This window comes from Xenorhabdus sp. KJ12.1 (genome assembly GCF_963876495.1).
In the GTDB taxonomy this organism is placed as follows: domain Bacteria; phylum Pseudomonadota; class Gammaproteobacteria; order Enterobacterales; family Enterobacteriaceae; genus Xenorhabdus; species Xenorhabdus stockiae.
The window spans coordinates 1-15177 of record NZ_CAWNQH010000065.1 but is presented as its reverse complement, the minus strand read 5'-3'; the positions used below and the strand labels follow the sequence as shown (position 1 = coordinate 15177).

Here is a 15177-nt window from a genome sequence, read left to right as displayed (position 1 = left end):
TAATTGAACAGAAACTGAGGAAATAGTTCTATACCCTATGAATTTCAAGTTACCTCGTGGTGACGAGTGAGTAATCCCCCGAGAACATAGACAACAGTGTGGCCGGGGGAAAGAACGCAGCCAACAAAGAGGCAACTTGAAAGACGAAGTGTATGAAAGGATTATTTTGCGGAGACGTATAAATGCGTGTTATTCATCGGCTCAGTAAATTCCGTAAGAGTAGGCGACTACGAAATCAGAGGTTTCATCAGCAAATTTTTTACAGGGATATCCGTGTGGCAAATAAAATAAAGAAACCCCATGTGGTAGTACTGACCGGAGCGGGTATTTCCGCTGAATCGGGAATTAGAACGTTTCGTTCTTCTGATGGGCTATGGGAAGAACATCGTGTTGAAGATATTGCGACACCGGAAGGATTCAAACGTGACCCTGAATTAGTTCAGGCATTCTATAATGCGCGAAGAGAGCATCTACAGCAGGCGGAAATAAAGCCCAACGCCGCACACTATGCTTTAGCCGAACTTGAACAACAAATTGGCGATAATTTTCTGCTGGTCACACAGAATATTGATAATCTGCATGAGCGTGCGGGGAGCAAGCGTGTTCTCCATATGCATGGCGAACTACTGAAGGTGCGCTGCTGCCAGTCCGGTCAGGTTATTGAATGGACATCTCACCTGACAATAGATGATCGCTGTCACTGTTGTCAGTTTCCTTCGTTACTGCGCCCTCACGTTGTGTGGTTTGGCGAAATGCCTTTGGGGATGGAACAAATTTATTCTGCTTTATCTGAGGCGGATATTTTTATTGCCATTGGCACTTCCGGTCATGTGTATCCTGCTGCGGGGTTTGTACATGAAGCGAAATTATCGGGTGCTCATACTGTTGAGCTTAATCTGGAACCCAGCCAGGTTGAGAGCATGTTTGATGAAAAGCATTATGGCAACGCTAGCCAAATAGTTAATCAATATGTTCAGTCACTGCTTCATCAGATGTCTGAATGAGAGATTTGCCCCAGCTACGTTGTCAGTTATATAACTGGGGCAAACATTCAGGTTTTCCGGAATAGGGTTTAAAACCTGTCGTATTCAGCTGTGCGGTGGTTAATCATTAAAATACCAATAACCACTGTTCACCAGAGCAGTAAGCAGACTGATAAACCGCACATCATCAAGAGCATCACCCAAAATATCAGCATTGACAGTATCATACTGGCAAAGTGCATCAGCTGCCTGCAAATGAGATGTATCCATTAATTCGCCATTGACGAAGCAATTATCCCCCACACGCAATACACGTAGTCCATTCAAACGATTCAGGCTTTCACCCTGTTTGAGCAGATCATAAATCTCATCACTTTCATATGGCGGTTCTGGTGGCGCGATATCCAGCTCATGACGTGACTGAGAGATAAACTCCCCAAACCAGCTTTGGAACGTTTCCGGTTGTTCCAGTAAATCCTGCATCATGGTACGCAGAGTCGCCAGCTCGTTTGTCTGGATCAGTGCAGGATTATCACGGAATGCCAAATCAGGATCACTGTAACGATGGCTACCCAATTCATTTGCCAGAACATAATCGGCAAAACCACTGAACAGCTCACGGGCATTCGGCGCACGGAAACCGACTGAATAATTCAGTGATGGTTCAATGGCATATCCTTCATGTGGAAAACCGGGTGGAATATAGAGAATGTCTCCGGGTAGCATCTCTTCATCAATAATGGCTTCGAAAGGCTCAACCTGTAATAAGTCAGGATGAGGACAATGCTGTTTCATTGGGATCTTGTCCCCTACACGCCAGCGTCTGCGTCCTTCTCCTTGAATAATAAAGACATCATATTGATCAAGATGCGGACCGACCCCCCCCCCCGGAACGGAGAAAGAAACCATCAAATCATCCATTCTCCAGTCTGAAAGCACACGGAATGGCTTCATAAGGGCAGAAGAGGGGTGATGCCAGTGGTTAACAGCTTGTACGAGTAATGACCAGTTTTGGTCGCCTAAATGATCGTAACTTTCAAATGGCCCATGAGAAACTTCCCAGCGTTCTTTTTTATGGCTGACTAAACGACTGTCAATTTCATTTTCCATTGCCAGTCCCGCCAGCTCATCGGGAGAAAGTGGGTCGGTAAATTGCTGGAAACCCTGTTTGATTAGCAATGGACGTTTTTGCCAGTGATTCTGCAAGAACGCCTGCCAATCCAGATTCAGCTGATAATTCATGGTGATATCCTGAGTGACAAGAAAATTTCAGGTCATTATAACGGATAGTCAATAGAGTTATCAGATTCGGGTGAAATATTTCGAGGCTGCTCGCATTCTGTATTTATTGCGAGTATTCCTGTTGCCGATTAAGTGATAGCTATTTTGTATTCAGAAGAGAGGGTAAGCTGTTGATACAGATTTTAGGTGATTTGTTGGTTGCGGAAAGTCACACTGACTTTTGCGCCTCCCAGATGGCTATTATCGATGCTGATATTACCGTCATATTGTTCTACAATTTCAGAGGCGATAGACAACCCCAATCCTTGCCCCGGACGCAGTGTATCGGCCCTCAACCCGCGTTCGAAAACGATATGGCGTTTATTGGGGGGAACACCGGGGCCGTCATCATCAACAATGATGGTGAGGAAATTCTCGCCCATCATGGCAGTAACATGAACAAACTCCAGACAGTATTTACAGGCATTCTCCAGAATATTCCCCATTACTTCCAGAAAATCATTCTTTTCACCCAGCCAGGTTAATTCAGGCGAAATATCTAAGGTAACATTGATCCCCTTGTGTTGATAAACTTTTATCAGTGCATTGGTCAGGCTATCAAGCAGAATTGGGACGGAAAATATTTTTTTCAGAATGAGGTTATGATCGTTGTATATATTGGCCCGATGTAAATAATAACCGATTTGTTGAGAAATTCTGTCAATTTGTTCAAGCATGACGGGTTCAGCCTGCTTAATGGTCATTTGCTTATTTGAGCGTAGAGAGCGCAGCGTAGATTGAAGCACGGCCAGAGGAGTTTTCAGGCTATGTGTCAGGTCTGATAATGTTGTTCGATATTTTTTATAGCGTTGGCGCTCATTATCCAGTAAGGCATTCAGGTTCTTAATCAGGCCTTTTAATTCAGCTGGTGGATTTTCATCTAATTCTTGCCGTTCACCTTTTTCCAGGGAGCGTATCTGAGTGATGAGTGATTTAATCGGGCGCAAACTCCAGTCCGCAGCAAGCCAGATTAATGGAATAATTAAAATCAGATTGGCTATTAATACATACCCGAACCATTCCCAAATTTTTTCTGACGGTTGAATATTTTGAGGTATGGTATTGATAACTACAATGGTTAATGCAGGAAGTTTATCCTTTGCCGGATAAATCTTGACGGCTACAGAGTAAATCAGTAGTACTTTATCAGCATTGAGATTAGTGTCAGTTTTATTATTAGCCGGATATTGCCCCTGTGACTCAGAATATAGCTGAGAATGTATATGGGGATAATAAGTTTCTAATTCATATAAGCCGTTTTTTTTCAGCCAATTAGGATGAATTTTTTCTTCAAGTTCTGGTACATTATTCTGACGCCAGAGGATATCGTTTTTATCGTTATAAATCAGAGTTAATGAGCGATTTCCCATGTGGAAATTATCGGGAAGATGAACTGATAATTTATTTTCTTTCCAACTAGCAAGTGAGTAAAATAAATTACTCTGAGTACTAAGTATTGCATAAGTATCATTATCAAGGCGCATCAAATAGCCAACAATTGCGACTACGCCATAGGGTAGAGTCAAAGCAAGAATAATGACAGTCGCCGCCATGAGAAATCGTGCTCTCAGGGAGAAGAGATGAGTTCTCAGGAAGTTAAACATGATATTATTTCACATCAAAGCGATAACCCTGACCACGGACTGTAACAATCACTTCGTCAGGCCATTCATTCAATATCTTTTTTCTCAAACGTCCCATTAGCACATCAATTGTATGACTTTCACGTAATTCAGCATCAGGGTATAACTGCCTCATTAATAATTCCTTACTGACAACTTTACCGTTATTACGCATCAAAGTTTCAATAATCGTATATTCGAAGGCAGTTAATTTTATCTTCTTACCATTAACAGAAAATTCCTTACGTGAAAGATCAATCAGAAAAGGTGGTAATTCCGCAACTTGCGATGCCAGCCCACTATTACGACGCATTAATGCCTGTATACGTGCATTAATTTCTTCCAATTGGAAAGGCTTAGTCACGTAGTCATCTGCACCGGCATTTAATACGGTAACTTTTTCCTGCCAGCTTTCACGGGCAGTGAGAATGAGAATGGGTATATTAATATGATCGCTGCGCCAGCGTTTTATTAAGCTTAAACCATCTTCCCCCGGTAACCCCAAATCAATGATGGCAACATCAGGATGATTTTCTTTCAGGTAATAATCAGCCTCTTTTGAGTCTTCAGCAGCATCAACCTGATGACCAATATCCCGAAGCTGTACTTTTAAATGATGACGAAGCAACGCATTATCTTCAACTATTAATATTCGCATAATGGTTCCTTATGCTAACCAGTAAAATTTATCAAATAAATCTTAAATAGCTAGATAGTCAACTATATGGATGGATTGAAATAAATTATAGATATGTTGTTATGATTAAACCAAGTATAGTAACTATTTAGTCTATTGTTGGTATGTTAATGAATGGATTGCTAAAAACAATAAGGTAAATCGAAAATAGTATATAACTTTGCGACTTATTTATACTTCATATAAGGTTACGCATTTTTTTAAAATGTGGACGGGAATTCCTATCCACATTTTATAAATAAAATCGTTTTATTTTAATTCATCAACCAGTAATTCAGCATAGCCGATATAATTGGCAGGAGTCATCGACTTAAGACGAGTTTTTTCTTCTTCCGGTAGTTCGAGACCATCAATGAAGTTTTTCATTCCTTCTGCATCAACACGTTTACCACGTGTAAGCTCTTTTAATTTTTCATATGGCTTCTCAATACCATAACGGCGCATAACCGTCTGAATCGGCTCAGCCAATACTTCCCAGTTCTGATCCAACTCGCCTAATAAATGTTTCTCGTTGACTTCCAGTTTATTCAGGCCTTTCATTGTGGATTGATATGCAATTAACGCATATCCCAGACCAACACCCAGATTACGTAATACTGTTGAGTCAGTCAGGTCACGCTGCCAGCGGGAAACAGGCAATTTACTGGCAAGATGACCAAACACTGCGTTTGCCAGACCCAGATTACCCTCTGAATTTTCAAAATCAATCGGGTTAACTTTATGTGGCATGGTTGATGAGCCAATCTCACCGGCAACAGTTTTCTGTTTGAAATGATTAAGAGCGATATAACCCCAGATATCACGGTCAAAATCAATCAGGATAGTATTGAAACGTGCAATACAATCAAACAGTTCTGCAATGTAATCATGAGGTTCAATCTGAGTAGTATATGGGTTCCATTGAACACCCAGAGAAGTAACAAATGATTCGCTGAACTGATGCCAGTTAATATGAGGATAGGCTGACAAATGGGCATTATAGTTACCAACTGCACCATTGATCTTGCCCAAAATTTCAATTTGACCAAGTTGGCGGAACTGGCGCTCCATGCGGTAGGCAACATTTGCGAACTCTTTACCTACAGTTGAAGGCGTTGCTGGTTGCCCGTGGGTACGTGACAGCAAAGGCAGATCACGGTATTCATGAGCCATACGCTTAATGGTGTCGATTACCTGACGCCATTGTGGTTGCAGCACTTCCTCACGGGCAGTTTTAAGCATCAATGCATGTGACAGGTTATTGATGTCTTCGGAGGTGCAGGCAAAATGTATAAACTCAGCAACCTGATGTAAAGCAGGAATATGAGCGACTTTTTCTTTCAGAAAGTACTCAACGGCTTTAACGTCATGGTTAGTTGTACGCTCAATTTCTTTAATGCGTAATGCATCCTGTTCGTTGAAATTTGTAATAATTTCATCCAGGTAAGCGTTTGCCTTTTCATCAAAAGCAGGAACTTCTGTGATTTCTGCTGTGGCGGCCAGTTTTTGTAGCCAACGTACTTCAACCTGCACGCGGAATTTCAGTAAGCCGAACTCACTAAAAATAGCGCGCAGTGCGCTAACTTTATCGCCGTAACGGCCATCAATCGGAGAAACAGCGGTCAGTGAGGATAATTCCATTGGTAGAAACTCCCGGATTTTATTTAACGATTTATTTAACAATTAATTCAATTAATAACGCGCAAGAATGTCTTTTGCCTGTCGGACTAGTCGTTGTCTGGAAAACATAAATTGCAGACGGCTACCGCCAACCTGCTGCCATAATACGGTGCTGCGAATACCTGCCAGTAATGCTGCCCGGACTTTTGCCTGCACCAATGTGTTGCGCAAAATATCCGGCGAGCCTGTGACTTGGATGCGAGGCCCCAATGGGCTAATTACATCGACATAAATACCAGCAAGAGAATTGAGCATTCCCTCAGACATAGGTTCAAAATAAGCCTGCTGACGTTCCAGCTGGCTTATGCGTTTAGCTAATTCATCTGCTGCTGATGGATTTTTACTGAGACGTCGCTCCAGTGCCATCAGACTTAAAGTATAGCGGGTCAGCTCTGCTGAGAGCCCGCTATTTGTACCATTCAGCATTCCCATCACAGCATCAAGGCCGGTACGCAGGTTACCCGCTTCATTGCCAAAGACATCAAGAGTAGATGTCGGATTCATATTCAGAACACTGTTAAGAGTTACTTCAAAAGCACCGGCATCACATTGCCCTTCATGGGCCAGTTGCTGTACCAGACGAGCTGACTGGCAGATACCTGCCAGCGCCAATGTAATGTCGTAATAATTTTTAGCCACGATTACTCCTGTATACGTTGTTCGATCACACCACCGCCGAGACAAATTTCGCCCTGATAAAACACAGCTGATTGACCGGGAGTGACAGCGGCAACGGGGCTGTCAAAACGAACCTCAATTTTATCTTCACTCAAAGGAATGACTGTGCAGGGAATATCCTGCTGACGGTAGCGCGTTTTTACCACGCAACGGATTTCTGTTTCCAGTGACTGGCGATCAACCCAATGCAGTTGTTGTGCAATTAAACCGACAGACATCAGGCGGGGATGTTCATGGCCTTGTGCAACAACCAGTATGTTATTTGCAACATCTTTATCAACAACATACCAGGGTTCTTCATTACCGGATTTAGTTCCTCCGATACCTAACCCTTTTCGCTGACCAAGTGTGTGGTACATCAGGCCGGTATGTTGCCCGATAGTCTGCCCGTCAACGGTAACAATTGGGCCCGGCTGAGCTGGCAGATAGCGGCCCAGAAAATCGCGGAACTTACGTTCACCAATAAAGCAGATACCTGTAGAATCTTTTTTCTTCGCCGTAACTAACCCAATTTCTTCGGCAATGCGGCGAACTTCAGGTTTTTCAAGCTCCCCGACCGGGAATAAACTTTTGGCAACCTGCTCATGACTCAGGGTATATAAAAAGTAGCTTTGATCTTTATTACCATCAAGGCCCCGAAGTAACTGACTAACGCCATCCACATCCCGACGGCGGACATAATGGCCGGTTGCAATGTAATCAGCACCTAAGTCTTCGGCAGCAAATTCTAAAAATGCTTTGAATTTAATTTCTTTGTTACAGAGAATATCCGGATTCGGTGTACGGCCTGCTTTATATTCAGCAAGGAAGAGTTCAAATACATTATCCCAATATTCAGCTGCGAAATTGATGGTATACAGTTCAATACCCAGCTTGTCACACACCGCCTGAGCATCCTTAAGATCATCGGCGGCAGAGCAGTATTCTTCATCGTCATCTTCTTCCCAGTTTTTCATAAACAGGCCAGCTACCTGATAGCCCTGTTGTTGTAGCAGGTAAGCGGAGACGGATGAATCAACACCACCGGACATTCCGACGATGACTTTTTTCTGGCTGTTATCTGACATGGGCATATCTCACTGCGGAAAAAAATAAACGCGGTACTTTAGCATGTTGACAGGCAAGGTGCATCAAACGTCTTCGTGCTCTTGTGATTTGCGTTTCATTTAATGGGAAATTATTTTGTGAAAGGAGAACCATAGCTATCCAGTATTGATAAGGGGTGAGCCTGATTTTCCAAATAATTACGGATACTTTCAGCAACTAATGGGGAACGCAGTTGTGGGCTGTTAATAATTTCTTCTGCGCTCAGCCAGTGACAGCAGTGGATATCACTATCCTGAGGATCGGTATCCACCGTTTTCTCTAGTTCAACCAGAAACAAAAAACGGATGAAGGGAGTTCCATCCGGGGCGACCCACTGATGTAATTTCAATAATGCCTGTGGCTTAGCTCGAATTCCTGTCTCTTCCCATAATTCGCGTTCAGCCGCTTCCAGTAATGTTTCATCAGCTTCAAGATGACCTGCAGGCTGGTTCCAGCGAGGCTTGCCATCAATAAGTTCTTCAACAACCAAAAATTGATTTTTGGCATGTACTATGCAAGCAACGGTGATATGTGGACTAAACAAAATCTATTTCTCTCCATTCTCCGGGGGACAAATCCCCTAGTTGTAATGAACCCATACTAAACCGGATAAGGCGTAATGTTGGAAAACCAACATGGGCTGTCATTCTGCGTACCTGACGGTTACGGCCTTCAAAAAGCGTGATTTTCAGCCAGCTGACAGGGATATTTTTTCGTTCCCTAATTGGCGGAGTTCGCTCCCAAAGCCATACAGGTTCTTCGACTAATTCTGCTCCGGCGGGAAGTGTAGGGCCGTCTTTCAGGGTAATACCGTTGCGGAGTTTACTCAGTGCAACTTCATCCGGTATTCCTTCTACCTGAACATAATAAATTTTGGCCGTTTTTTTGTTGGGCTGCGTTAATTTGGCTTGCAACTTTCCATCATTAGTCAGAACCAGTACCCCTTCACTATCTCTATCCAGCCGTCCTGCGGCATAAACATCACTGAAAGGAATAAAATTCTTTAAGGTTGTTCTTCCCATTTCGTCAGTGAACTGGGGCAGAACATCATAAGGCTTATTAAATATCAGCACCCGACGTGGGCCCGCTATTCTTTTTGTGGTGTTATCATTTTTTCTTTGACTGAATCGATTAAGTTTACGTTTTTTAAAAGGGAAATTTGTCATGATAAGTTATTGCACAAAGTGAAGGGCAATATTATACCTGAAATCTGCGCCATTGGCGTTTGCAGAATATTCAAGTAATATTGACACGTCCCTTACAAAAAATTAACAAGGCATTGCGCTTACTTGAAAGGAGAGGTTAATGGAAAGCAAAGTAGTTGTTCCGGCGGAAGGTAAAAAAATTACTATTGATACCAAAGGTAAATTAAATGTTCCGAATAACCCGGTAATCCCTTATATCGAAGGGGATGGCATTGGTGTGGATGTAACGCCGGTCATGCTGAAAGTTGTTGATGCTGCGGTTCAGAAAGCATATAGCGGTGAGCGCAAAATTTCCTGGATGGAGATTTATACGGGTGAAAAATCTACACAGGTTTATGGTAAAGATGTCTGGCTGCCGGAAGAAACACTTGATTTGATCCGTGAATATCGGGTTGCTATTAAAGGCCCTCTGACAACGCCTGTTGGCGGCGGCATCCGTTCTCTGAATGTGGCACTTCGTCAACAGCTGGATTTATATGTCTGCCTGCGTCCGGTTCGCTATTATCAAGGAACTCCAAGCCCTGTAAAACACCCTGAATTAACTGATATGGTGATTTTCCGTGAAAATGCGGAAGACATTTATGCGGGTATTGAGTGGAAAGCCGGGTCTGCGGAAGCAGATAAAGTGATTAAATTCCTGCAGGATGAAATGGGCGTTTCTAAAATCCGTTTCCCTCAACAGTGTGGTATCGGTGTGAAACCATGCTCGGAAGAAGGCACTAAGCGTCTGGTACGTTCTGCGATTGAATATGCAATTGATAACGACCGTGAATCAGTGACTCTGGTTCATAAAGGCAACATCATGAAGTTTACTGAAGGTGCCTTTAAAGACTGGGGTTATGAATTAGCGCGTACAGAATTTGGCGGTGAACTGTTGGATGGTGGTCCATGGGTGAAGATTAAGAACCCTAAAACCGGCAAAGATATCATCATCAAAGATGTAATTGCCGATGCATTCCTGCAACAAATTCTGCTGCGTCCGGCTGAATATGATGTTATCGCCTGTATGAACCTGAATGGTGATTACATTTCTGATGCGCTGGCAGCACAAGTTGGTGGTATTGGTATTGCCCCGGGTGCGAACATTGGTGATGAGTGTGCCCTGTTTGAAGCAACACACGGTACAGCACCTAAGTATGCCGGTCAGGATAAGGTAAACCCAGGTTCAGTCATCCTATCCGCTGAAATGATGCTGCGCCACATGGGATGGTTCGAAGCTGCTGATCTAATCGTTAAAGGTATGGAAGGTTCGATTGCTGCCAAGACTGTCACATACGATTTTGAGCGCCTGATGGAAGACGCTAAGCTGCTGAAATGCAGCGAATTTGGTGATGCCATTATTTCTCATATGTAATAATCACTGATTAAAATAGATAACGGGGGCTTAATGGTTCCCGTTGTTTTTAACGGTATGGAAATTCTTCTGCAAAACTCCTGCAAAACTCTTCTGCAAAACTGGTTATAAATTGACCGCCATTTCACTGCCAAAATAATCCAATCTTTACCTCTATCATCATGGTATTTATCAGTCATTGACTGGCTTTTAGCGCCGCAGAATGTTAATACTCATCAATTATGCAGTAACTTTTAAAAATAGCTTTACGATCGTAAAAATGCTGCTATTGTGATAAGAGTGATAGCAATGCCACACAGCTTATTAATTTCAGACCTCGCTCAGTGCGGGGTTTTTTGTTTATTGGGGAAACGAATGTCTACATCAGTCACAGAATCCTTAATTATTCGTCCTGCCTCTGAGCAGCCTACATTTGATATGGATGGCAAAGAGGTACTGGTTTTAAATCCCTGTGATGGCTGGCATATCGGTTATATTCGTTTTTGGAATGAAAAAGAATACAATGGCATCTATCGATGGATAGGCGAAGAGTTTGAACCCCGATATTTTTACGTTGCTTGGGCACTTTTACCCGATGGCTTGAAAGTTAGTGATGCTTTTGAGGGGCAAGGCGCTACGCCAGAAGAGCGTGAGCGCTATTGGACTGGAAGAGCAAAGCCAAGCGGGAAATAAGTTATCAGTGCTCGACTCAAAGTGATTGGGGTCGAGCAGCACCATATACCATATTAAATCAATGTGTTAGATGTTATTTTGGTTGATGTGAGCAGCACTTCGAACCCTACAAATTAAGTCATAGCAGCACCAAACTTCAAATATACACCTCACTGAATCACGCACTCGACTAACAGATAAACTTTATAATGCGCCACCCTATTTTAAGGCGTATTGATTCTGTTACAGGCTATTCAATTGAGATAAGAACCTGACCTCAGTAATATTATCTGGCTAGTTAGCAGTAGGATGAAATGACCTTTAACAAATAATAAAGTGAGGTGTTTATGTCTGATGTTAATAGGCTGGATGATTCTAATAAATGTTCATTCACCCCCGATCAATTTAACACTAAGGTTGATAACGTAGCACCTGTTGGCTCCTTTCCTTGGGCAATGATTCAAGTATATTTAGGGAGCAATGTGCGTCGTAATGTCTGGGATACCAATACCTACATTTATGGTAATAAAATTGGAACGAGTGATCAGGCTATTAATCAGGCAAATAAAGAGGGGGTTTTCGCTTGGAATCCTGAGCAACAAGACATGCTGGCTTGTGATTGGGGATTAAAATTAAATTCTGTTTGCATGCTATCTTTTGATCTTGAAATAGGGACCAGTAAATATGATAACAGGAAAAGTCAAGATTGGGGATATTTGACCAAGGGTGGACATTTAGCTTCAGATGAATCTACTTTTGGTACTCTGACTAATCTTCAAAATACTCTAGGTATTGGAAGCATTTTGACATTTTATTATGAAGAAGACCCTATTGGTACTTTTGTTGCTATAGCATTGCAAGTTGACACCCAAAATCAACCTGACTTAGGGAGTAAAGCCCTTGAAGTAACGGCGAATGGTTCAACTTATAATCTTAGTCCAGGCTCAAATTCTACAACTGATCTCTACTATACCTCTGACGGCGCAAAACAACTAGGCGACCTACTGAAAAAGAACGTAGGTAACACACTGTCATTCTGCTTCCGCTGGAAATAAATCCACGTACTGAATTCAAGGCTGCTTAATGCGGCCTTTTGTTTTGGTCGCCAACTACCGAGAAAGTGTTGGGTGCGTTGCGGATTTACATGTTCCAGCCGACCGCAAACGCTCATATTGGCAGGACCACAATTTAATATCTGAAAACAGGCAGGCTAGACCTGCTACAAGCTACGCACATTGCGTATCTATGCCCTAAATTCTTAGGGCAACCTATTCACAATAACTCACAGGGGCGACCACAGACTCACCCCACGGACGCCCATTGTTCTGATGGGGTGGAAATATGCGTATGCCAAATAAAGACCCAAGCAGCTTTGAGTTACATCAATGGCTGATACTTTTGTTGCTTTCTGCATGGGGCGGAATAGTCCGCTATATCATTGATATAAAAACCAGCAACGCCCGCTGGAGTTGGCTTGGGGCATTTGCTCAGGTCATTGTTTCAAGATTTACCGGACTGATAGGCGGCTTTATCAGTTTAGAGGCAGGACTGAGCTTATACATGACGTTTGCCAGTGCAGGCATGTGTGGGGCAATGGGCAGTATTGCCCTCACGTATTTCTGGAACCGACTGACAGGTGCTCACAGATGATTAAGGAAATATACGGTGTGAAGATATTTCCACTGGTTGTAATGTTTTATCAGGTTCGCCGTTGGTGGGTGCTGCGTAAATTGCGGAACTGGTGGCGAGCTGATATGCGTTTTCTGAAAGTTCTGCGTAAGTATAAAAGGATTTGTGATCACCTTAATTTCTACAAACGTTATCGGCTTATCAGGCTACTGGCAGAAGACGAACAACAGCGAGGGAATATCTGATGAACATCAGCGAGAACGGGTTGAGCTTCATCAAACAGTATGAAGGCCTGAAACTGAAAGCCTATCCCGATCCGGCGACGGGTGGTACTCCGTGGACGATAGGCTACGGTCACACAAAAGACGTCAAGCCGGGGCAAGTGATAACAGAGCAGCAGGCCGAAGCATTCCTGCATGATGACCTTCAGCCTATTTACCTCACTCTTGAATCCGCCGTGAAGGTATCACTGACTCAGGAACAGTTTGATGCCCTGTGCTCGTTCATCTTCAATTGTGGTGCAGGTAACTTTGCTCGTTCTACCTTACTGAAGAAGCTCAATGCGGGTGACTACCAAGGAGCAGCTGATGAATTTCAGAGATGGAATAAGGCAGCGGGTAAAGTGATGAACGGTCTGACTAAGCGTAGGGCATCTGAGCAACAGATGTTTTTATCATGAGATTCACTCTCACTTACGGCGTATTCACACAGGCATTTGAGGTGCTGAGCGATGATTATCATTCTGGGCCCAATGATTTATGTTATCGGTTTTATTGCGGCGTTCATTATTTCTACATTGATAGAAAGACGAGAAAGCAATCCAGAGTCATTTCTTTCATTTTGTTGATGTCATTTTTGTGGCCAGTATTGGTTGTTTTGGCACCAATTGTTTTTGGATTATTGTTTTTAAAAGAAAAGTATGACCAATTTGTCGGAAGGCAGTCATGAAGATTGGCAGCCAGTACTTCACCCTAATTGCTCTGGTGATTGTCTCTGGCTTGTTCTGGTTCTACTACAGCGAGTATCAGGACAAGGCGGAAGAATACCGTAGGTTAAAGCGACAGTATGACATACAGGTCATCGCGATAAATCAGCAGCAAGAACGCATTGAACATCTTGCAGAGCTGGACAAGATTCACACTCAGGAACTCGCCAATGCTAAGACTGAAATTGACAGGCTGCACACTGCTTCTCTTGCTCATCCTGAGCGGGTGTACATCAAAGCCACCTGTCCAGTGCCTAAAGCCACTCCCACCTCCGGCATGGATGATGCAGCCACCGCCAGACCTACAGACTCCGCTGTCCGAAATTATTGGTTACTCAGAGAACGCATTGCAACCTCAGAACAAATGATTCTGGGGTTGCAGGAGTATGTTAGGGAGCAGTGTGGGTGAGGTTATGATAACCCATTATACGAATGGTTATTTAATGCAATTATTACCTTGGTTATTATCTTGATTTTTTAAAGAATTAAAGGCCTCTGATGTCTAAATAATCTTCAACTACAGGGCTATCTACCATTATTGCAAAAAGGTTCTTATATATTAGATTAATGGGTGGGATGTTAGGTAGGATTACCTCTCTATATGTTTCTATTGATATATTTCTTTTATGAGAAGATAAATGAAATTTTAGATATGCAGGCTTAGTGGTAGTAGGTATTTTGGGATAAGGAACAAACCCCATTCTAAAAAGCTTTCCTCTCAAAGAGCGCGGGTTTTTAGCCATCACAGGTTTAATTGATTGAGTCCTATTAGAGATTGTATCTCTGCAAATTGTAGTTCTTACGCTTGATTTTTTGCTAAAGTCAACTTCTAAGGATTCAACACTCCTTCCACCAAAAGATGCGGTGTATTCATTTATGTATTCATCTTCTATTAGCAAATTAAAAAGAGTTATTAATTCTGGACTACCGCGAGCCATCGTTCTTCTCCTAATAATAAGATAATAAAAGTAAGACTAGTATTTATTGCTATTTATTTACTAAATATTTTTTAAACAAACGCAATATATTGATAACCCCAATTCCGCTTAAGCTATTGCTGAAATATCTTCTTCTGAGTAGAAAATTTTCAGTGATGGCTTTTTCTCTTTAAGGCAGTAAGCAACCAATCCCGTTAAAATCGTTAACAAAAAACCGGTTATACTTCGGTGACGAGAATGTTCTAATTGAGAGTCGTTTTTTAATTGTCCATTAATCGTTTCAATGATAAAACGCTTTTTAAGCATAATATTATCCCACTCAGCCAGTGCAAGCGCTTTCATGTTGCGGCGCTTTTTCGTGATAAAGGTGATATCCGTTTTAGCTAAATCATCCGCCAATTCCTGACTC

At 42.5% G+C, this 15177-nt stretch carries 18 protein-coding genes; 8 read left to right on the top strand and 10 right to left on the bottom strand.

Annotated features, from left to right (window positions below; genetic code table 11):
• Positions 1–182: 182 nt before the first annotated feature.
• A complete protein-coding gene (gene cobB / locus AACS92_RS09295; RefSeq protein WP_099110939.1) occupies positions 183–1004 on the top strand; it encodes a Sir2 family NAD+-dependent deacetylase in 822 nt (273 codons plus the stop codon).
• 99 nt (positions 1005–1103) lie between these two features.
• Here the strand turns inward: cobB and AACS92_RS09290 are convergent, their stop codons facing one another.
• From AACS92_RS09290 to rluE, 8 genes are all read right to left on the bottom strand, one after another.
• Complete coding sequence (locus AACS92_RS09290) at positions 1104–2225, bottom strand: ribosomal protein uL16 3-hydroxylase (RefSeq protein ID WP_099110938.1); 1122 nt, start codon at positions 2223–2225, stop codon at positions 1104–1106.
• A 182-nt stretch (positions 2226–2407) separates the two neighbouring features.
• Positions 2408–3817, bottom strand: coding sequence for a two-component system sensor histidine kinase PhoQ (gene phoQ, locus AACS92_RS09285; protein WP_369800398.1), 1410 nt, complete (start codon positions 3815–3817; stop codon positions 2408–2410).
• 55 nt (positions 3818–3872) lie between these two features.
• Positions 3873–4544 (bottom strand): two-component system response regulator PhoP, encoded by a 672-nt coding sequence (phoP, locus tag AACS92_RS09280; RefSeq protein WP_099110936.1) that lies wholly within the window; start codon positions 4542–4544, stop codon positions 3873–3875.
• A 288-nt stretch (positions 4545–4832) separates the two neighbouring features.
• Entirely contained in the window at positions 4833–6203 is a 1371-nt protein-coding gene (purB, locus tag AACS92_RS09275; protein ID WP_099110935.1) for an adenylosuccinate lyase, read from the bottom strand.
• A 51-nt stretch (positions 6204–6254) separates the two neighbouring features.
• Positions 6255–6881 (bottom strand): high frequency lysogenization protein HflD, encoded by a 627-nt coding sequence (gene hflD / locus AACS92_RS09270; RefSeq protein ID WP_099110934.1) that lies wholly within the window; start codon positions 6879–6881, stop codon positions 6255–6257.
• Positions 6882–6883: 2 nt separating this feature from the next.
• On the bottom strand, positions 6884–7987 hold the full coding sequence (gene mnmA, locus AACS92_RS09265; RefSeq protein WP_099110933.1) for a tRNA 2-thiouridine(34) synthase MnmA: 1104 nt from the start codon (positions 7985–7987) through the stop codon (positions 6884–6886).
• 110 nt (positions 7988–8097) lie between these two features.
• The gene (locus tag AACS92_RS09260; RefSeq protein WP_099110932.1) at positions 8098–8550 is read right to left on the bottom strand and encodes an NUDIX hydrolase; all 453 of its coding nucleotides are present in this window, start codon (positions 8548–8550) and stop codon (positions 8098–8100) included.
• Positions 8543–9172: a 23S rRNA pseudouridine(2457) synthase RluE gene (gene rluE / locus AACS92_RS09255; protein WP_099110931.1), complete on the bottom strand. Its 630-nt coding sequence runs from the start codon at positions 9170–9172 to the stop codon at positions 8543–8545. The genes AACS92_RS09260 and rluE overlap by 8 nt, the downstream gene beginning before the upstream one ends.
• Before the next feature lie 139 nt (positions 9173–9311).
• Here rluE and icd point away from each other — a divergent pair, with 139 nt between their 5' ends.
• The 7 genes from icd to AACS92_RS09220 all read left to right on the top strand — a co-directional run bounded on the left by icd (position 9312) and on the right by AACS92_RS09220 (position 14239).
• A complete protein-coding gene (gene icd, locus AACS92_RS09250; RefSeq protein WP_099110930.1) occupies positions 9312–10565 on the top strand; it encodes an NADP-dependent isocitrate dehydrogenase in 1254 nt (417 codons plus the stop codon).
• Between the two features lie 354 nt (positions 10566–10919).
• Positions 10920–11237, top strand: a complete 318-nt coding sequence (locus AACS92_RS09245; protein WP_099110929.1) for a hypothetical protein — start codon at positions 10920–10922, stop codon at positions 11235–11237.
• 326 nt (positions 11238–11563) lie between these two features.
• Positions 11564–12271 (top strand): Thoeris anti-defense Tad2 family protein, encoded by a 708-nt coding sequence (locus AACS92_RS09240; protein WP_099110928.1) that lies wholly within the window; start codon positions 11564–11566, stop codon positions 12269–12271.
• Between the two features lie 286 nt (positions 12272–12557).
• Positions 12558–12866, top strand: coding sequence for a phage holin family protein (locus AACS92_RS09235; RefSeq protein ID WP_099110927.1), 309 nt, complete (start codon positions 12558–12560; stop codon positions 12864–12866).
• A complete protein-coding gene (locus tag AACS92_RS09230) occupies positions 12863–13090 on the top strand; it encodes a hypothetical protein (protein ID WP_099110926.1) in 228 nt (75 codons plus the stop codon). The genes AACS92_RS09235 and AACS92_RS09230 overlap by 4 nt, the downstream gene beginning before the upstream one ends.
• Positions 13090–13524, top strand: coding sequence for a lysozyme (locus tag AACS92_RS09225; RefSeq protein WP_099110925.1), 435 nt, complete (start codon positions 13090–13092; stop codon positions 13522–13524). The genes AACS92_RS09230 and AACS92_RS09225 overlap by 1 nt, the downstream gene beginning before the upstream one ends.
• Positions 13525–13789: 265 nt before the next feature.
• Positions 13790–14239, top strand: coding sequence for a lysis protein (locus AACS92_RS09220; RefSeq protein WP_099110923.1), 450 nt, complete (start codon positions 13790–13792; stop codon positions 14237–14239).
• Positions 14240–14315: 76 nt separating this feature from the next.
• On the opposite strand, the gene AACS92_RS09215 is transcribed toward AACS92_RS09220, so the two are convergent.
• On the bottom strand, positions 14316–14768 hold the full coding sequence (locus tag AACS92_RS09215; protein ID WP_099110922.1) for a hypothetical protein: 453 nt from the start codon (positions 14766–14768) through the stop codon (positions 14316–14318).
• Positions 14769–14876: 108 nt separating this feature from the next.
• Positions 14877–15177, bottom strand: a 301-nt coding sequence (locus tag AACS92_RS09210; RefSeq protein ID WP_304440819.1) for a transposase, incomplete at its 5' end; no start/stop codon positions are given.